The 16,863-nt window shown below is 53.1% G+C and carries 20 protein-coding genes; 10 read left to right on the top strand and 10 right to left on the bottom strand.

The window, feature by feature from the left end; genetic code table 11:
- Positions 1 to 19: 19 nt before the first annotated feature.
- Positions 20 to 1,009 (bottom strand): UDP-glucose 4-epimerase GalE, encoded by a 990-nt coding sequence (gene galE, locus L1N82_RS08495; RefSeq protein WP_235286940.1) that lies wholly within the window; start codon positions 1,007 to 1,009, stop codon positions 20 to 22.
- Positions 1,010 to 1,056: 47 nt separating this feature from the next.
- Positions 1,057 to 2,229 (bottom strand): galactokinase, encoded by a 1,173-nt coding sequence (locus tag L1N82_RS08490; protein ID WP_235286939.1) that lies wholly within the window; start codon positions 2,227 to 2,229, stop codon positions 1,057 to 1,059.
- Positions 2,230 to 2,437: 208 nt separating this feature from the next.
- Here L1N82_RS08490 and L1N82_RS08485 point away from each other — a divergent pair, with 208 nt between their 5' ends.
- The 3 genes from L1N82_RS08485 (at position 2,438) to L1N82_RS08475 (ending at position 4,288) form a co-directional block, all read left to right on the top strand.
- Positions 2,438 to 3,295, top strand: a complete 858-nt coding sequence (locus tag L1N82_RS08485) for an AraC family transcriptional regulator (RefSeq protein ID WP_235286938.1) — start codon at positions 2,438 to 2,440, stop codon at positions 3,293 to 3,295.
- Between the two features lie 263 nt (positions 3,296 to 3,558).
- Positions 3,559 to 4,056 carry a YtxH domain-containing protein gene (locus L1N82_RS08480; RefSeq protein ID WP_235286937.1) on the top strand — a complete coding sequence of 166 codons (498 nt, stop codon included), beginning with the start codon at positions 3,559 to 3,561 and terminating at the stop codon, positions 4,054 to 4,056.
- 19 nt (positions 4,057 to 4,075) lie between these two features.
- Complete coding sequence (locus L1N82_RS08475) at positions 4,076 to 4,288, top strand: hypothetical protein (RefSeq protein ID WP_235286936.1); 213 nt, start codon at positions 4,076 to 4,078, stop codon at positions 4,286 to 4,288.
- A gap of 230 nt (positions 4,289 to 4,518) precedes the next feature.
- Here the strand turns inward: L1N82_RS08475 and L1N82_RS08470 are convergent, their stop codons facing one another.
- Entirely contained in the window at positions 4,519 to 5,040 is a 522-nt protein-coding gene (locus tag L1N82_RS08470) for a general stress protein (RefSeq protein WP_235286935.1), read from the bottom strand.
- Between the two features lie 68 nt (positions 5,041 to 5,108).
- The gene (locus L1N82_RS08465; protein ID WP_235286934.1) at positions 5,109 to 5,270 is read right to left on the bottom strand and encodes a hypothetical protein; all 162 of its coding nucleotides are present in this window, start codon (positions 5,268 to 5,270) and stop codon (positions 5,109 to 5,111) included.
- Positions 5,271 to 5,503: 233 nt separating this feature from the next.
- On the opposite strand from L1N82_RS08465, the gene L1N82_RS08460 reads away from it, so the two are divergent.
- The 4 genes from L1N82_RS08460 (at position 5,504) to L1N82_RS08445 (ending at position 8,682) form a co-directional block, all read left to right on the top strand.
- Entirely contained in the window at positions 5,504 to 5,836 is a 333-nt protein-coding gene (locus L1N82_RS08460) for an STAS domain-containing protein (RefSeq protein WP_111147898.1), read from the top strand.
- A gap of 28 nt (positions 5,837 to 5,864) precedes the next feature.
- The gene (gene rsbW, locus L1N82_RS08455; protein WP_235286933.1) at positions 5,865 to 6,344 is read left to right on the top strand and encodes an anti-sigma B factor RsbW; all 480 of its coding nucleotides are present in this window, start codon (positions 5,865 to 5,867) and stop codon (positions 6,342 to 6,344) included.
- Positions 6,341 to 7,123, top strand: a complete 783-nt coding sequence (locus tag L1N82_RS08450; protein ID WP_235286932.1) for a sigma-70 family RNA polymerase sigma factor — start codon at positions 6,341 to 6,343, stop codon at positions 7,121 to 7,123. Before rsbW ends, L1N82_RS08450 begins: the two co-directional genes overlap by 4 nt.
- Positions 7,124 to 7,323: 200 nt before the next feature.
- The gene (locus L1N82_RS08445) at positions 7,324 to 8,682 is read left to right on the top strand and encodes a magnesium transporter CorA family protein (protein ID WP_235286931.1); all 1,359 of its coding nucleotides are present in this window, start codon (positions 7,324 to 7,326) and stop codon (positions 8,680 to 8,682) included.
- Between the two features lie 249 nt (positions 8,683 to 8,931).
- Here L1N82_RS08445 and L1N82_RS08440 read toward each other — a convergent pair whose 3' ends face one another.
- Entirely contained in the window at positions 8,932 to 10,110 is a 1,179-nt protein-coding gene (locus L1N82_RS08440; protein WP_235286930.1) for a PP2C family protein-serine/threonine phosphatase, read from the bottom strand.
- 102 nt (positions 10,111 to 10,212) lie between these two features.
- Positions 10,213 to 10,776 (bottom strand): DUF948 domain-containing protein, encoded by a 564-nt coding sequence (locus L1N82_RS08435; protein WP_235286929.1) that lies wholly within the window; start codon positions 10,774 to 10,776, stop codon positions 10,213 to 10,215.
- 250 nt (positions 10,777 to 11,026) lie between these two features.
- On the opposite strand from L1N82_RS08435, the gene L1N82_RS08430 reads away from it, so the two are divergent.
- Positions 11,027 to 11,191 (top strand): DUF1328 domain-containing protein, encoded by a 165-nt coding sequence (locus L1N82_RS08430; protein ID WP_235286928.1) that lies wholly within the window; start codon positions 11,027 to 11,029, stop codon positions 11,189 to 11,191.
- Positions 11,192 to 11,330: 139 nt separating this feature from the next.
- Here the strand turns inward: L1N82_RS08430 and L1N82_RS08425 are convergent, their stop codons facing one another.
- Together L1N82_RS08425 and L1N82_RS08420 are read right to left on the bottom strand one after the other, a co-directional pair.
- Positions 11,331 to 12,305, bottom strand: a complete 975-nt coding sequence (locus tag L1N82_RS08425) for a Gfo/Idh/MocA family protein (protein WP_235286927.1) — start codon at positions 12,303 to 12,305, stop codon at positions 11,331 to 11,333.
- Between the two features lie 3 nt (positions 12,306 to 12,308).
- Positions 12,309 to 13,658 carry a GH1 family beta-glucosidase gene (locus L1N82_RS08420; protein WP_235286926.1) on the bottom strand — a complete coding sequence of 450 codons (1,350 nt, stop codon included), beginning with the start codon at positions 13,656 to 13,658 and terminating at the stop codon, positions 12,309 to 12,311.
- 254 nt (positions 13,659 to 13,912) lie between these two features.
- Here L1N82_RS08420 and L1N82_RS08415 point away from each other — a divergent pair, with 254 nt between their 5' ends.
- On the top strand, positions 13,913 to 15,463 hold the full coding sequence (locus tag L1N82_RS08415) for an NAD(P)H-hydrate dehydratase (RefSeq protein ID WP_235286925.1): 1,551 nt from the start codon (positions 13,913 to 13,915) through the stop codon (positions 15,461 to 15,463).
- Positions 15,464 to 15,594: 131 nt separating this feature from the next.
- Positions 15,595 to 16,395 carry a lipase family protein gene (locus L1N82_RS08410; protein ID WP_235286924.1) on the top strand — a complete coding sequence of 267 codons (801 nt, stop codon included), beginning with the start codon at positions 15,595 to 15,597 and terminating at the stop codon, positions 16,393 to 16,395.
- On the opposite strand, the gene L1N82_RS23205 is transcribed toward L1N82_RS08410, so the two are convergent.
- Both L1N82_RS23205 and L1N82_RS08405 read right to left on the bottom strand, forming a co-directional pair.
- The gene (locus L1N82_RS23205) at positions 16,386 to 16,511 is read right to left on the bottom strand and encodes a hypothetical protein (RefSeq protein WP_268821872.1); all 126 of its coding nucleotides are present in this window, start codon (positions 16,509 to 16,511) and stop codon (positions 16,386 to 16,388) included. The two genes, L1N82_RS08410 and L1N82_RS23205, sit on opposite strands and share 10 nt — an antisense overlap.
- Complete coding sequence (locus tag L1N82_RS08405) at positions 16,508 to 16,765, bottom strand: helix-turn-helix transcriptional regulator (RefSeq protein ID WP_235286923.1); 258 nt, start codon at positions 16,763 to 16,765, stop codon at positions 16,508 to 16,510. The genes L1N82_RS23205 and L1N82_RS08405 overlap by 4 nt, the downstream gene beginning before the upstream one ends.
- Positions 16,766 to 16,863: the final 98 nt, after the last annotated feature.

Below are 16,863 nucleotides of genomic sequence, written 5' to 3'. Positions count from 1 at the left end.
TCCGGCGAGCTCTCCCCGCTTACTTGTCGTTGTAGCCTTGCGGATGTTTGCTGTGCCATTCCCATGCGCTGCGGATAATATCCTCCAGCTTGTCACGAGATGGCTTCCAGCCGAGCTCCTGCCTTGCACGCTCAGAGGATGCGACCAGCACAGCCGGATCGCCGGCCCGGCGCGGCTCCATAACTGCCGGTATTTCTTTGCCGGTCACCTTACGCGCAATGTCGATGACCTCCTTCACGGAGAAGCCTTGCCCATTGCCCAGGTTATACACCGCGCTCTCTCCGCCGCTGCGCAGCTTAAGCACGGCAAGGATATGCGCATCCGCCAGATCGCTGACGTGAATATAGTCACGAATGCAGGTACCGTCCTGCGTCGGGTAGTCGTCGCCAAAGATTGAGATATGCGTTCTCTGGCCGAGCGCCGTCTGCAGCACGAGTGGAATCAGATGGGTTTCAGGCTGATGGTCCTCACCAATCTTGCCGCTGGCATGTGCTCCTGCGGCGTTGAAGTAGCGCAGCGACACGTATTTGATGTCGTGAGCAGAGTCGAACCAGCGGATCATTTTCTCCATGGCCAGCTTTGTTTCGCCGTAGGTGTTGGTGGGGATTGTCCGGTCCTGTTCGCTGATCGGCACATTCTCCGGCTCGCCGTAAGTAGCCGCCGTCGAGGAGAAGACAATCCGCTTCACGCCGTATTCGTTCATCTTCTCCAGCAGGCACAGGGTACCGTACACATTGTTGTGGTAGTATTTGCCCGGGTCCTTCATACTCTCGCCGACCAGCGAATTGGCGGCAAAGTGAATCACGGCGTCGATCTCATTTTCCTTGAATACCGTGTCCAGGAATGCCGCATCCCGCAGGTCTCCTTCATAGAGCTTCCCGCCAAGAACGGCTGTCTTATGACCCTGCTGCAGATTATCCACTATAACAATATCTTCTCCGCGCTCCAGAAGCGCCGCCACTGCGTGGGAACCGATATAACCGGCTCCGCCCGTTACCAAAACCGCCATTGTATAATCTCTCCCTTATGCGGGAAGCTCCCGCTTATTCATGTGTTCTAAGCCAGCTTCTCTACACCATTACCAATGCTGCAGACATAGAAATCTGCGGTCAGCCCGGTCGCTTCCGTGTACTTGCGTCCAACTTCGTCCTTGAATTGCTCTACACTGTCTTGATGAACCAGAGACACGGTACAGCCGCCGAAGCCGGCGCCTGTCATCCGCGAGCCAAGCACACCTTTAACCTCACGTGCTGCGGCAACCATCGAATCCAGCTCATGGCCCGTTACTTCATACAGATCGCGGAGCGAATCATGCGAGCCGTTCATTAAAGCGCCGAAAGCCGGCAGATCATTGGCCTTCAGAACTTCAATTGAGCGGAGTACACGGTCAATCTCCTCCACTACGTGGCGCGCCCGCTTGCGGACGGTCTCATCTTCGATGAGATGCTCATTCTCGTTGTACTCGCTGAGGCTGATCTGCCCCAGCAGAGTCATGTTCGGGAATTTCTTCTGCAGGTCCTTAACCGCCTGCTCGCATTGGCTGCGGCGCTCGTTATATTTGGAGTCCACCAGCCCTCTTCGCTTGTTCGTGTTGCCGATCACCAGCTTGTACTCTCCGCTCTTGAATGGAACATGCTCGTAGTCCAGCGTATCGCACATCAGCAGAATTGCATGATCCTTCTTGCCGTTGGCTACTGCAAACTGGTCCATAATCCCGCATTTGACGCCATTGAATTCATTCTCCGATTTCTGGGACAGAAGGGCGATTTTGACCGTATCCGTCTCGTATCCGCCAAGAGAGAGCAGCGCGTAAGCCGTCACAACCTCAATGGAAGCGGAGGAGGATAAGCCAGCCCCGTTAGGGATTTCACCGTGATACAGCAGATCGAATCCATGCTCGAAGGTCTTGCCCTCCTGCTGCAGCTCATGAACGATGCCCTTTGGATAATTCATCCAATCGTCAGCTTCATCATAGACAATCGGGTTCATATCAAGCACCTTATGCGTATCAAAATTCGTAGTCGCTAGCCCCAGCTTACTGTCCTCACGCGCCCTAATCAGAAGGGTTGTTCCGAATGTAAGCGCAGCGGGGAACACATATCCTCCGTTATAGTCGGTATGCTCGCCGATCAGATTGACCCGGCCGGGCGCATGATAGACATGAATGCCTTCACCGCTGCCGCCGTAAATTTCCAGGAAACGCTGCTTCAATTGTTGTAAATCTGCCATTGTCGTCATCACATTCCTTTGCAGTTAGGATTGTAAAGTTGAATTGTCTTCTTAGTTTCAAGTATAGACCACTGACCGCGCGAAGGAAATGGCACAATATGAAACATACATGGACTTATGTGACTTATTCGAATGTTCGTTATCGAAGACCCCGTCTAATTATGATAAGATTTAGTTAATTAATATGGACGAAGAAAGGTGGCATACCATGACCCCCCAGGATAGTTATATGGTCGTTTCGAACCCCGTTTCCATTGAGTATGGGGATTTCAACGTCCTCTTCACCGGGGAAAGCCAGACGAAGCCCGGTCACAGTATCGGCCCTAAGGTGTATGACTTTTACCTCCTTCACCACATTTTGTCGGGCAGAGGGACATTTACAGTCCAAGGGAATCAATACCCCCTTCATGCCGGCCATTCCTTCCTGATTGAACCCGAGCAGCTCGTCCAGTATGCTGCAGATGAAGATGAGCCCTGGCGTTACCGCTGGGTTGCGTTCGCCGGGTCCCGGTGTTCGGAGCTCGTCAGCTCGGTTGGTCTTGCTAATGGACGGCTGGTTGTTGATTCTCAAGATAACCGCCGGATCGCTTCCTATATAAAACGCATCCGCCACACATTCCGCTCGCGCGGGCCCTTTGCACATCTTCAGGCCCAGGGACTGCTTCAGCTTATACTCGCAGAGCTAGGCGAAGCACTCAGACTGCCTGATGATCAGCCAGATTATGCCGGCGAGGAAGGCAGCGCACTGGTTCAGCAGGTCATCCGTTATTTATCCACCCAATATGCCGAACCCGTCTCCATCGAACGGATGGCAGAGACGATCGGCTTTAACCGCGCTTACTTGTCAAGAGCGTTCAAGCGCCATACCGGCATGTCGCCGGTCACATTCCTGCTGAGACTCCGTATTGATAAGGCCAGAAGGCTGCTTCGCGAGCGCCAGGAGCTTACAGTCGAGCAGATCGCCGCCTCTGTCGGCTTTCAGGACCCGCTGTACTTTTCCAAGCAGTTTCGGCGGATTTACGGCCAGCCTCCCACCTCGTACAGGGAGGAAATGAGGCAGCTCTAGCCGCCTGTTTCACATGCCCGGAACGGCCCCGCTGCTCTTTCAGGAACCTCGCGGCAAGCCGCTCATCCAGCATACCACAGCCCGTTATTGAAGGCATTTCCCCGGTTTCAAGCGAGCGGCAGAAGGTTAAGAAGAGACATACACGGATGACAGCCGCCGCTCAAATGCAGGCAGGGCGGCTTCACCGCAGGGGATAAAACAGGACTATTCCAACGCCTGTTTTATCAACAATGACTAACTTAAATAAAAGGAGTTGACCGGACATGGCGACAAACGAAATGCAGCAATCAAGCGGTATGTGGAAGGGCGCATTGATCGGTGGTATCGTAGGGGCGACCGCAGCACTGCTGCTGGCACCAAAGCCAGGACGCGAGCTGCGCAGCGAGCTCAAGATGAAAGCCGGTGACACATGTGATACCGTAAGAACACAAGCAACCGAGTGGGCCTCAGCAGCCAAGGATGCTTGCAAGGTGGTAACTGAACAGGCTCAAATGCTCGCTGGCAAGTTCCAGGAAATGGCGAAATCCACCAGAGAATCCTCAGGCGACATGGCGGACAAAGCACATGAAACAGTATCCATGGTAGCTGATAAAGTAAGAGGAACGGTGGATACCATGAGCTCGCGTGAGAAAGACATGACAAATATGGCGGAAGAGCAGGCCCATAAAGTAGTGGACCAGGCTGAGAAATCCAGCGGCCAAGCTTCCAAACAAACCTCACAAACGACTGCTTCTTCATCTCAGGTGACAACCAGTCTGTAACAAAAGGGAGAGAGCCGGTATGGAGCTGTATGAAATCCGCCCGCAAGGCGAGCGAAGCGAGCCTTCCTCCGGACAAGCCGGCCGTCCTCATAAGTCTGTCGAACAGGCAGAGAACGGCTCGATGGTCCAGGATGAACAGGACGCGAAGCGGCTGGGCAAAGATATGGAGCTTGTGGAGACAAACCAGGAACTCCGCAAAGCTGGACTTGTACCCGATCCCATACAGGACTGATAGAAGTTGAGATGAATCAATCGATACGCAAGAGGGACTTTCCCCGATATCCGGTGAGATACGGAAGAGCGGGAAAGTCCCTTAATTGCGCATATTTCATCTCCAGCTATACATTTAGCTATGTATAAAGCTATGTATAAACTAACACGCCGCATGCCTCCTGTTCAGGGATTGCATGCGGCGTGTTTACTAGCCTATTCCGTCCGCCTCCAAGCGGCTGGAATTGTTGGTTACAGGACTTCGCTGGCGCCATGGTTACGGAATACAGAGTCGGTATTCGTTCCGTAGCTGTTATCCGTCTCTGCCACGACAGCGAATTTCCCGTCTCGTATAGCATCCCGGCATACCTTCGCTTCTTTACTGTCCAGCCCCAAGTCCTCCAGCGCACTCTTCATTCCGCCATCATCATTAGCAAAGGATCCGAACGCGAGAACTCCGGCAGGATAAGCCGCGCCATTATAGCTTGCATACCCTGTCCCTCCCGTGTATCCCCCACCTCCGCCTGCAGCAGCAGCCGGGGCGGCGCCTGCAGGCAGAATGCCGCCGATCCCATCGTTTCGGCCTCCGCGTGCATCCGTCAAATCGTTCAATTCGTCAACGTGCACGTCTGTTTCCGACTCGACCAGTCGCGAGCCGTCGTGGTCCTTGGCCAACACCTTGATTTCCTCTGGCTTGTAACCGGCCCGCTCCAGACCCTGAATTGCCTCAATGACCTGCTCCTGCCTTGCAAAAATACCAATGGTCTTTGCCATCTCAAGTCGCCTCCCTTTACAAATTGGTATGCCCCGATTACATACGGGGCAATCAGGCTGTAACTCGATTACGAAAGCATTGGGAATACATACCGTACCAGAAAATATAAAAATCCAAAAAAGATAACGATGTATGCTGCATACTTGATGAAGGTCGATGCAACCAAGCTGGAATCCGACCTCTTCTCTGTATGCCTCTCTTCCACTTCAATATTACGGTTCTGTACCATTGACCCCGTCTCCCTTCATTGCTGTCTTGTCCTTACTGGCGCCGTTAGGCACTAATACCCGCCGCTACTCCCGATCAAACAAATCCGGCTGTGTACGGCCCGGATTCACTCCTATTCTTGCAGCTGTGTTTCAACAGAGACAGCACTGGTTAATTAGAGATATGGTGAGGTAGAATAGAAGTAATATCAACAGAGACAAGACATAGAAGATTTTTAGGTCAGGAGAGGAAAAGATGAAGCAGCCCGAAAAATTTCAACTACGCACCGAAACGCAGGAAGGCCGGTGCATTGTGTATGTGAGTGGAGAGCTTGATCTCGAGGTGGCTACGCAGATGCGTGCGGCCATGGCTCCGCTCGTAGAATTAAAGGACCGTGAGCTGTCCTTGAACTTGCGCGACCTTAAATATATAGACAGCACGGGTATTGGCATCTTGGTTTCCGTTCTTAAGGCGCGGCATGCCAATCAGGCACCGTTCACCGTTGAAGCGATCCCGCCTACTATCCGCAAGCTGTTTGATATGACGGGTATCACCCCTTTTATTACCAAACAAAATCAGGAACAATAACGGCGAGAAAGGATCGAGGATGAATCAGATGAAAGCAACCGATGAATTGATAAAACTCCAGTTGCCCGCCTCAGCCGAATATGTGGACCTCGTCAGGGTTACATTGTACGGCATCGCAGCCAAGATGGGATTTTCTTATGAAGAGATTGAAGACATGAAGGTGGCAGTGTCCGAAGCATGCAACAATGCAGTTCTTCACGCATACGGCAACCATCCGGCCGGGACTACCTCCCAGGCACCGGAAGAGCAGCCGCGGATGGAAGTCCGCTTCATCAAGAAACAGGATGCACTATCAATAGTCGTCAAGGATGAAGGAGAGAGCTTTGATGCTCTGGCAGTAGCAAGGCAGAAATCCCCGATGCACGGCAAGTCCATTGACCAGCTCACAGCTGGAGGCCTGGGCTTGTATCTCATGCAGGCGTTAATGGATCAAGTGGAGGTGCATAGTGACGCAGGTACCGAAGTTATCTTGACCAAACGCCTGGTCAGGAGTGAAGATACGGTATGAGTACACAGCCTGCTAATCAACCGCCGCTAGAGACGTCATCGCTTATTCTGGAGTACCAGAACAATCCGACTAACGAAACGGCGACCCAACTCATCGAGCATTATGAGCCGATGGTACGCATGGCAGCGGGCAAAATATCAAGAAACCGGCCGGATTTATACGAGGATTTATACCAAGTCGGACAGATGGCGCTTCTAAGGCTGTTTGCCCAATATGACGCTTCAGTCGGCGTTCAGTTTGAGCCCTATGCGATGAAGAGTATTATCGGCCATATGAAAAATTACCTGCGGGATAAATCGTGGTACGTTCAGGTTCCGCGCCGCATCAAAGAAAAAGGAATCGTCGTTCAGCAGGCCATTGACGAGCTTACAGTAAAGCTGGAGCGTTCTCCGAATGTTGAAGAAATATCAGTTCACCTAGATCTTTCCTATGAGGAAACACTGGAAATCCTGGCTGGACGGGATCTGTACCATTACGTATCCCTGGATACGCCGATCTCCGAGGAGGAGAGCACCACTACACTTGGCGAATTAATCGGCTCGCCTGCCGATGATTACGACACCGTGGACAAGAAGCTGGACCTGCAGGCTGCCATGAGCAAGCTAAAGCCAGAGGAGCAGCAGGTGCTTGAGCTTGTGTTTGAAGAAGGCTTGCCTCAGCGGGCTATTGCCGATCAGCTTGGCGTATCGCAGATGAGTATTTCACGCATTCAGAAGCGGGCCATTGAAAAGCTGAAGCAGCTTCTGACCGAGGAAGCAAGCGACGCATATGACATGTGATCGATACACGAATTCTACACGTTATCATCCAAATTATGCCCCTTACTGATAGACACGCCCGCCGGTCACCGGTATGGAGCGTGTCTATTTGGTTTATAGAAGTCCGTTACAAGCTCCCTCCTCACCCCTTAGTTGTATTGATGCGGTCATTCAGAGTATGATGGGAGCAATACATGCTACCGGTCTGTAGGAGGTCATCCATGATTCATCGTATGCTTCGTTACCGGGAAGGCTGGGAATGGCATATGCTTACGCACTCCCGGACGGACGCTGCTGCAGGGAGCAGAGGCGGGCGCCCGGATGAGCGCTCTGCTCCCCGGCCCGACACTGCGTTAAGTGAAGGAACCGGAGGTTTTTTTCCGGATCCCGGCGCCCTGCTTGAAGTCAAGCGCAAGCTTCCCTTCTGCTCCGACTGGCTGGATGCGGCCATTACGCGGACAGATAATCATATTACCGTTACCGAAAACGCAGAGGCTCATCCGGTACTGCACGGCACGCTGATGATTCAGCTGTCCGATGATGATGAGGATGTCATGCCTCTTCACTTTTGGCTGAGCGGCTCGATGGTCATTACGCTGCAAACCGATCTGCGGTTCTCGATCCGCCTGCAGCAGCAGCCGTGGGAGGACAAGCTTGAACGCTGCCATAATGCGCCTGAAGCGTTCTCGATAATGCTCGCATCCACGCTGGACTCCTTCCACAGCGGGCTGGACAAATTTGAAAAACGGCTCGGCCATCTCGAAGAATCTATGCGTTCCTACAACCGGTCGGATCTTATGGAAACCATTTTCGCAAGACGCTACGAGCTGCTCCACTGGAGTCATCACTATATCGCCGTGAAGGAGCTCCAGGGAGCGCTTAAGGAAGCCTTTCTTAATTCTCTCCCTGAGATGCCCGGCTACCTCCGGCTTCATTACCGTCTTGAACGTCTGGGAGGCGTCATCAGCCACTATGCGGATGAAATTGATACCTTGATATCAATGGATGAGGCTATATCCTCCTTTCGCGGTAATGACATTATGAAAACCTTAACGATCTTTACCGTCTTGTTCATGCCTGCTACCATTGTCGGTGCGCTCTGGGGGATGAACATAGACAAGCTTCCATGGAGCAGCGGCAAGTGGAGCTTCGTGATTATGTGCGGTGCTATTCTGGCCCTTATGCTAGTGATTTATCTCTGGTTGTGGCGCAAGGGCTGGACAGGGGACATTCTGCTCGGACGCCGCAAGAAACTTCAGGCAGCCGCTGGCGCTAAAACAACTGGGAAAGGCAGGCGTGTCCCGGCAGTTGGAGCGGATGGTAAGGAACAGCGGCTCTGGGAGCTGAACACCCCGGCCGCTGTTCATTCCGGTCCGGCCGGTAAGCGTCCAGCTGCTGCATCATTGGCGCATCCCCCCCTAGAGGGGTTACCGAGCCGCAAGCACCGGAAGCCTTCCGTCAAGTATGAACACCATGCATACTCCGAGGGACTAGCTGAACCTGCTTCGTTGAACCGGGAAAGTCGCTTAGACAGCGATTCGGGCAAGCTTCCGCTGAGCCGCTCCCGTAAGACGACATAATGACTTGACAAGGGGTTGCCCTAACCATCATCAAAGATGGAACAACGGGGTAATCCCTTGTTGCTGCCGCTGCTTAAGAATCATTCAACCTGCTCCGTTCTGATCTACCCTCCCAAATTGGAAAAGCAAAAGAAACCTGTCTTTAATTAGAATGGAAGTACTACCAGCCATCTAAACAAAGAGAGGTTTCTATTGTATATCCATTATACTATGGACCAGCAGCTATCCTTGCCAATGACATATAGGTCATCACTGTCCATTCTTAGACTTAATATCGATCCAAACAAGACAACGGTCGTCCGGCCTCTCAAGCACTGCACTATCCTCCATCAGCGGTGTACGCCACTCCTGTGGCGGCAGCTGCTTGCCGAGCTCCTGAAGCTGCGTAAACAAGCCATTCAGCTGCTCGAACGCAGGCGCATCCACCGCATCGATCAACCCGTCTGTTACAAGTAGCAGCCTGTCTCCTTCGTCTATGGACACCGATTGCTTCGTTACTTCCATATCATCAAACAAACCGATCGCCGGGGAGCCGCCTTCCAGGCGCTCCGTTGTTCCATCCTGCCGTATAAGCAAACCAGGCGGATGTCCCGCATTTACATACTCTACCTTGCCTTGCTTCAAATCCACCAGCAGATAGATGCCTGTATAATAATAGTGGATCAGCTGATCGGCAAACTGCAGCTGAAGCGCTCTGCGATTGAGCTCCTCAATAACATGCTTAGGGTCTACAATATGTACCATTGCATCCTTGAGGATGGAGGCGATAAACATACATACAAGCGATGAGGATATACCATGCCCCATCGCATCAATGACAGCTACCCCATACCGGTGTTCATCAATCCGGTACCATGCATATAAGTCCCCGGCCAGCTCCTCCGAAGGACAATACAGGGCACCGATTTCAATGTCATCCGAAATAATCGGCAGCGGGAGGGCGGCAGTCTGCACCTCGCGTGCAAGCTGAAGCTCTTCTCTCAGCCTTCGATCCCTCTCTTTATGCCAATCCTTCTCTTCCTTCAAGCGCAGCGCAACCCGAATCCGCGCCAGCAGCTCAATTTTGTTGATTGGCTTGGTCACATAATCAATTGCTCCAGCATCCAGCGCTTCCGCCAGCTTCTTGGAATCTCCGATAGCCGTGACCATGATGATGGGAATGTCCCTCAGCCGTTCAATCTGCTTAATAGCCCGGCAGGCAGCAATTCCGTCTACTCGCGGCATCATCATATCCAGCAATATCAAATCATAACCAGGATCGCCCGAAGGCTGCCAGTCAGCTTCCTGGCCCTCTTCGTTCAAACCGAGCAGACGAAACAATTCCATGCCGGAAGGAGCGGAATGTACATCCCGATAACCTGCCCTCTTTAGCATCTCTTGTACGACTGTCACATTCATCGGGTTGTCGTCGACGATCATAATCCGCATGGTCCATCTCCTTGATTTCCATAACCTTAAAAGTCTCAGGTTTAATCTCAATCGGCCTGACGACAGCTCATGGCTGTTATCAGACCGATTGCTCTACTTACCCTATATCGTAACCGCTTTGCTGCGGCCTGGCAACCTTTCCGTCTTCTGAATTTCCCGCTTAACATTATCGATATCACGCTGTACATCCTGCTGCTTCAACGCGTCAGCGGTTTGCGGCGCAGTCCGGAGCACTTTCGATGCGCTGCGGATCACATGGTATCCCTTAATACCCATCTCCACCCAATCCATCCAGGAGCTCTTCGTCATACTTCCGGCTCGGACTGCCCGTTCCTTCACTTTATCCATCCACGTCACGGAAGCTTCCTTCGCCGTTGTTGTCACCTCATGAAGAGCTTCGCCCATATCACGTACAGACGCCATAAGCGGGTCGACCGCTTCCACCTGACGGTTGACCTGATCGGTCAAATCCTTCACACTGACGACGAGATCCTGAACATCGTTCTTCCACATATTAATCGCATCTCTTGCTTCTGTGAGCGTCGCATTAGCAGTGTCCAGCGAATCTGTTGCTTTACGAAGCGCCTTGACGAGGAATACTACCAATACGGCAACCGATACGGCAATGATCAGCATTGCAATTTCCATCCATCCTATACTCTCCATATTCAAAATGCCTCCCTTGTGTGTTTTCCGACCGTCGTGCCTGTCACTGACCGGATTTACCTCAGCTAGTCAAGCTGCTTGTATTCGTAGTTACCCCTCCCATCCGTCCGTGAATCAGTAATGCGGCAGACCATTATTCAGCCATTGGACGCTCTAGTCTGCTTGTTTCACTCTGCTTCACAGCGGTTAATCAAGCAGCAAGCGGGGCAGGAACAACAGCCCCAAACCAAACGTAAGGATGGTGTTTATCATGCTAAAATGGGCAGCAATATTCTTTGTTATTGCAATAGTAGCAGCGATCTTCGGCTTTGGCGGGATTGTGGACGCAGCAGCTTCTGTTGCCAAAGTACTCTTCTTTATCTTCCTGATCCTGTTTGTCATTTCGCTTATCTTTGGCCGCAAAAGCTCATTATGACGCAAGCTGCATAGCAGCTGATGACTAAAACAAACGAACAAAAGGCTGTTCCTCCCGTCTTTTTTAAGACGCTGGGAACAGCCTTTTGCCATGTCTGGCCGTAAATTCTCTAGCCTATGCTGCTTCTGTGAGCTTCCTATCAGGGGTGGAGCACAACTGGCTGGCCTGTACGGGCCGATTCATTAGCTGCAGCCGTAATTCCCTGGGTGCGCAGCGCATCGGAATAATCGGATAGAATCATGGACCTGTCTCCTGTGCGGACCGCATGGAGAAAGGCCTCATTCTCGCGCTCGTAAGGATTCGAGATATTGCGGTATTCCGTCGTCCGGCCTGCCTCCAGGTCCTTGAGGGAATGGTGACTCAGCTCCATTACACCGCTGGTAGTGTAAATATGCAGTCCAGTCATGTGATCAACAGGCAGCATACAGGTGTTCGAAATGGTCGCAACCAGGCCAGAGGCCAGCTTCATCGTAACGGTGCCAACGTCTGGTACGGTTACACCTTCATGGATTTGATGCATGGCTGCCTGTGCATAGGCAGCATATACCTCTGTTACCTCACCAAGCAAGTATCGGAGAAGGTCTACGATATGTGTGGTCTGCTCGACAAATTGCCCGCCGGACCCTTCCTGCCTGCGCCACCATCCGACCCCCGGCATCCCGCCGTTCCAGTAACCGAGCGCCATACCAGGAATGCGTTCCTTGAGGAGATCACGTGCTCGTGAAGCGGCGTCCGTGTACCGGAAATGATAGCCGACGGAAGTCAGCAGACCGGCTTCTCTCACAGCTGCCTCAATCCGACGCGGTTCCTGATCCCCTGTACCCAGCGGTTTCTCCACCAAAAACGGAACTCGCCGGGCGATAAGCTCGTGCTCAATCTCGCCATGCGCGAACGGGGGAACACAGATATAGACCGCGTCCGGCTTACAGTCATCAAGCATAGCTGTCAGGCTGCTGTAGCCTGATGCATAGCGGTAAGGCTTCGCAGCCGCCTCTGCTTTTGCCAAAGAGGTTCCGCAAAAGCCTGTAACCCGAACATCCTCCCTCGCCTCGAGCAGGTCCGCATGCATCCTCGCAAACCACCCTGTCCCTACAATACCAATTCGCAGCGTCATAGACTAAACATCCATCCAGTTCAGCTGAGCCAGCCTGCGGTACCATCTGTAGCTGTCCTTAGGGATGCGCTCCTGTGTCTCATAATCGACATAGATAAGTCCAAACCGCATCGAATAGCCGTAAGCCCACTCAAAGTTGTCCATTAACGACCAGCAATAATAGCCCTTAACATTGACACCCGATTCGATTGCCCGATGAACCTGCAGCACATGCTTCCTCAAATATTCCACTCTGCCGGTATCATGAACTTTACCGTCTGCGGACGGTTCGTCGTTATAGCAGGCACCGTTCTCCGTAATATACAGGGCGATGTCACCAAACTCTCTCTTGATGTAAGTCAGCACATTATAGAGACCTTGCGGGTAGATATTCCAGCCGATATCCGTCTTGTCCCAGCCCATTGGAACTTCCTCGTAATCGAACAGGTCTCCGCTCTCCGGATTATAACGGCCTATGCCGCCTGTATAAAAGTTAATACCAAGAAAATCGATCTTGGAGCCAATCAGCTCCATATCTCCTTCCTCGATCTTAAGCTCTGCTCCCTTGCCGCGAAACCACTCCACCAGCTTCTCCGGATATTTACCCGTCATAACCGGGCGAAGGAACCACTCATTCAGATAACCGGAACGCCGGTATGCCGCATCAATATCTTCTTCCTTATCACTGTACGGCTCATGCCACTCCGTATTCGGCGCTATTCCAATCTGTCCTTCAATGCCCAGCTCCCGGAATAATTGAACTGTTTTGCCATGTGCTACAAGAACGTTATGCGCCACATCAATACCAGCCTGCAGCTCCCTCATACCCGGGGCATGTGCGCCAATGTAATGCGACAGAAACGAAATACACCAAGGCTCGTTGAATGTCGCCCACATACGGACCTTGCCGCGAAGCGAGTTAAACACGGTTTCCGCATAGCGGACAAAATGATGGATTGTCTCCCGATTCAGCCAGCCCCCCCGGTCCTGCAGGGCCTGCGGCAGATCCCAGTGATATAAGGTAAGCATCGGCTCGATGCCGTATTTATGCAGCTCATCCACCAGATTATGATAGAAGGCCAGGCCTTTCTCGTTAACCGCTCCCGAGCCGTCCGGGATGATGCGCGGCCAGGCCACAGAGAACCGGTAGGAGCGTATGCCCATTTCGGCCATCCGTTTGACATCTTCCGGGTACAGATGATACATGTCGCATGCGACATCCCCGTTATCCCCTTCGAATACCTTGCCAGGGGTCCGGGAGAACGTATCCCAGATAGACATGCCCCTGCCGTCTTCCTTATAAGCACCCTCTACTTGATAAGCAGCAGTAGCCGCCCCCCAGATGAAATCGTCAGGAAACTTTACAATCGTCACAACAGATCTCTCCTTTTTGTCCGCGGCGGCGTTTCAGTTATACCGCAGTTTCGGTAAAATAGTTGCATACAGAGTCAATTCTTCCATCCTGTTACAAAATATGTACAAGCGTAGACCGGGTAAATGCCCCAGATCCGGCATTTCTTCTATTGTATACGTTTGCTTATTGAGGTTCCATGCACGACTGTGGCATAAATATTGCTGCTTTTGCTCTTGCTAATCTGACACTCACCAATTGAAAGGGGCTGATCGGAATGTATGTGGTTACCGCAGCTGAAATGCGCAGGCTTGATGCCGAGACTATAGGGACGTTGGGCATACCTTCTGTCGTGCTGATGGAAAATGCCGGGAAGGCGCTGGCAGACAGGGTGGCTTCTTATGCAGCCCACTCAGGCATGGATACCGCCAAGCACATCGTTATCCTGACCGGTAAGGGAAATAACGGGGGCGACGGCCTGGTAGCTGCCCGGCATCTCACCGAGCTCGGCTGGCAGGTGGAGGTATGGTATGCCGAGTCGCCGGATCACATGATAGGTGACGCCGCTCTGCAGCGCGATATCATATGCCGCTTGGGCATCACCGAACGAACCCTTGCGGCAAGCTGTGAACCGGACTGGCCGGGGGCCGGTTGTATTGTGGATGCGCTGCTTGGAACAGGGACAGGCGGCGCTCCCCGTGAACCCTATGCCACGCTCATCCGGGCAGCCAATGCAAGCGGGCTGCCTATCATTGCTGCCGACATACCAAGCGGCCTTAATCCGGATACCGGACAAGTCTACGATCCATGCATACGCGCTGCCGCTACCGTTTCATTCGGCTTTCTCAAGCGGGGGCTTGTGCAATTCCCTGGAGCCCGTTATGCCGGCGAGATCCGGGTCGTCCCTATCGGAATTCCAGCCTCTCTGGCTGAACAGGGGGATATTAACGTTCGTTATCTGAATGAAGAGACGTTTCGTCGATGCCTTGGTACAGATCCCCGTCTGCCGAGGGAAGAGGATACACACAAGGGTACCTATGGCCATGTTCTCATTGCGGCAGGAAGCAGGACAATGAGCGGTGCCGGTCTGCTGAGCGCAACCGCCGCACTTAGAGCCGGCGCAGGACTAGTCACATGGGCTGTGCCCGGAAGTCTGGCCGGTCCCCTGACAGGAATACGTCCTGAGCTGATGCTCGCGCCCCTTGATGATAATGGCAGCGGTGATTGGCAGCATATAGAGCCGGGGGCCCTCGCGAGCCTTGCTGCAGACCGGGATGCACTCGTCATTGGTCCGGGTCTTGGTGCGGCACCTGCCGGTGACGGGGCTTCGTGGCTGGAACGGCTGTGGCGGGAGCTGCCTGAGGAGCTTCCTGTTCTGCTCGATGCCGATGCGCTGAACTGGTTTGCCGCCGGCAGCAGGCTCACTTGGCCTGTTCGTTCCGGTCCCATCGTCATCACTCCTCATCCGGGCGAGATGGGACGTCTTGCCGGAGTGGACACTTCCGACATTCAGCGCGACCGGATCGAAGCAGCGAAGAATTATGCCTGCCAGCACGGCATTACCGTTGTGCTCAAGGGAGCGCGGACCGTTATTGCATCACCGGAAGGCCGAGTCTACATTAATTCAACCGGCAACCCGGGCATGGCGACTGGCGGCATGGGCGATGTGCTCTCCGGCATAATAGGCGCTTATCTGGCTGCCGGCATGGACGTGGGGCCTGCTGCGGCGCTTGGCGTATACCTGCATGGTGAAGCAGGCGCCCGTGCTGCCGCCGGCCGCCGCTCAGCTGCTTCTCTGCTCCCCTCTGACCTTCTGGAGGAGCTGTAAGCCGCTGTCCCTCTGTATCCTCGTATGAGAATGGAAGCTATGTTCCGCTGGTGCCTAGTCATCCTTATCCGCCCCCGCATACAATACAGCAGGACATTCGCCCTGCGCGGCGATCAGGAGGGGCTGGAATAATGATGAAGGACAATGGCAGCTGGAACGGACAGACAGCGCTTTTCCTGGCTGCGGTGTGCGGGCAGACTTACGTTCAATTTGCTAATGAGGACGGGACTTTCCTCGTGCCAGATGGTTATAAGCTCGCAGCGGCAATTAAGGGTAAGTCATACGGGGATCTCATAGGGAGCTTCGGCTTCGTGCTTGAGTCAGAGGACACTGTCATTGTGGCCTTTCGGGGAACCGTTACGGTATCCGACTGGATGGCAGACCTCAACGCCAAACAGGTTAAATACCGACCCGTCCGGGACGGAGGAGCGACGCATGCCGGTTTTACGGCTATCTATATGTCCATGCGGGATCAGCTCAGGAAGAGTCTGGCACCTTTAATTGACGGCAGACAGCTGTATGTGACCGGACACAGTCTGGGCGGAGCTCTCGCTGCCCTCGCAGCGCCCGATATCGCCGCGAACACCTCCGGCAGGCCGCCGGTCGTCTATACCTTTGGAGCACCGCGGACAGGAGATCCTGCCTTCGCCCGCATGTTTAACCGTTCGATTCCCCATATGCATCGCGTATACAATACCAGGGATATCGTACCGCATGTGCCGCCATTCGTCTGCAAAATACCGCGGTCCGAGAAGCTGTACTATTATGTTCATGTCAAAGGGGGACGGATGCTGTCCTTCCACAACAACTCCATCTCCGCCAACCACATTCTCGACGGCTACTTCCAAGAGCTTGCAGGCAAGGAACCCGGTGCTGTGAAGGCAGTATGCAGTGCACTCCCCGGGTTCTGCCCTCTTCCCGGTTACTTGTGAATATCCCGTTTGGACGCCTTGCGCTTAGTAACCCAGCTGTTCAAAGCAATGATGCCGGCCAGTACAGCGACAGCCACCATCAGCATCCAGAGCGGAATAGTCTGATACAAGATCATGATAATCCCCCTTTCTTCTTTGGTATGTCGTACAAGTCCGTAAACAACGTGTGAACATCGCTGCCAAGGATGCCGGATAGCTTCAGTGCGATGTGGAGAGGCGGATTGTTGTGCCCGTTCTCAATCATGGCGTAACCGCTCTTGGACCTGTAACCCAGCATCGCTGCCAAATCGGACTGTGTATACCCCAGCGCCTTGCGCGCCTGCTTCAGCCGGTGATTCATCTCTCCCACACTCCATTGTTCATGAAACATGAACTACTATGGACATTATAGGGAAATCCTGCCAAATAATCAAGCCTTTTATCACGTTTCATGAATTTTTAATTGAAAAAGCGAACTGAAGTTCATTT

The organism is Paenibacillus tarimensis (genome assembly GCF_021532315.1).
Lineage (GTDB): Bacteria > Bacillota > Bacilli > Paenibacillales > Paenibacillaceae > Paenibacillus_I > Paenibacillus_I tarimensis.
The sequence above is the reverse complement of the archived record's forward strand: the minus strand, read 5'-3'. Positions and strand labels throughout refer to the sequence as shown.

Bases quoted from the DNA above. Each gene is read 5' to 3' on its own strand.
- L1N82_RS08475 (WP_235286936.1), top strand. From the start codon at position 4,076: ATGGAGCTGTATGAAATCCGCCCGCAAGGCGAGCGAAGCGAGCCTTCC.
- L1N82_RS08460 (WP_111147898.1), top strand. From the start codon at position 5,504: ATGAAGCAGCCCGAAAAATTTCAACTACGCACCGAAACGCAGGAAGGC.
- L1N82_RS08410 (WP_235286924.1), top strand. From the start codon at position 15,595: ATGATGAAGGACAATGGCAGCTGGAACGGACAGACAGCGCTTTTCCTG.
- L1N82_RS08430 (WP_235286928.1), top strand. From the start codon at position 11,027: ATGCTAAAATGGGCAGCAATATTCTTTGTTATTGCAATAGTAGCAGCG.
- L1N82_RS08435 (WP_235286929.1), bottom strand. From the start codon at position 10,776: ATGGAGAGTATAGGATGGATGGAAATTGCAATGCTGATCATTGCCGTA.
- L1N82_RS08480 (WP_235286937.1), top strand. From the start codon at position 3,559: ATGGCGACAAACGAAATGCAGCAATCAAGCGGTATGTGGAAGGGCGCA.
- L1N82_RS08405 (WP_235286923.1), bottom strand. From the start codon at position 16,765: ATGTTTCATGAACAATGGAGTGTGGGAGAGATGAATCACCGGCTGAAG.
- L1N82_RS23205 (WP_268821872.1), bottom strand. From the start codon at position 16,511: ATGATCTTGTATCAGACTATTCCGCTCTGGATGCTGATGGTGGCTGTC.
- L1N82_RS08465 (WP_235286934.1), bottom strand. From the start codon at position 5,270: ATGGTACAGAACCGTAATATTGAAGTGGAAGAGAGGCATACAGAGAAG.
- L1N82_RS08470 (WP_235286935.1), bottom strand. From the start codon at position 5,040: ATGGCAAAGACCATTGGTATTTTTGCAAGGCAGGAGCAGGTCATTGAG.
- L1N82_RS08490 (WP_235286939.1), bottom strand. From the start codon at position 2,229: ATGGCAGATTTACAACAATTGAAGCAGCGTTTCCTGGAAATTTACGGC.
- L1N82_RS08440 (WP_235286930.1), bottom strand. From the start codon at position 10,110: ATGCGGATTATGATCGTCGACGACAACCCGATGAATGTGACAGTCGTA.
- galE (WP_235286940.1), bottom strand. From the start codon at position 1,009: ATGGCGGTTTTGGTAACGGGCGGAGCCGGTTATATCGGTTCCCACGCA.
- L1N82_RS08450 (WP_235286932.1), top strand. From the start codon at position 6,341: ATGAGTACACAGCCTGCTAATCAACCGCCGCTAGAGACGTCATCGCTT.
- L1N82_RS08485 (WP_235286938.1), top strand. From the start codon at position 2,438: ATGACCCCCCAGGATAGTTATATGGTCGTTTCGAACCCCGTTTCCATT.
- L1N82_RS08415 (WP_235286925.1), top strand. From the start codon at position 13,913: ATGTATGTGGTTACCGCAGCTGAAATGCGCAGGCTTGATGCCGAGACT.
- rsbW (WP_235286933.1), top strand. From the start codon at position 5,865: ATGAAAGCAACCGATGAATTGATAAAACTCCAGTTGCCCGCCTCAGCC.
- L1N82_RS08425 (WP_235286927.1), bottom strand. From the start codon at position 12,305: ATGACGCTGCGAATTGGTATTGTAGGGACAGGGTGGTTTGCGAGGATG.
- L1N82_RS08445 (WP_235286931.1), top strand. From the start codon at position 7,324: ATGATTCATCGTATGCTTCGTTACCGGGAAGGCTGGGAATGGCATATG.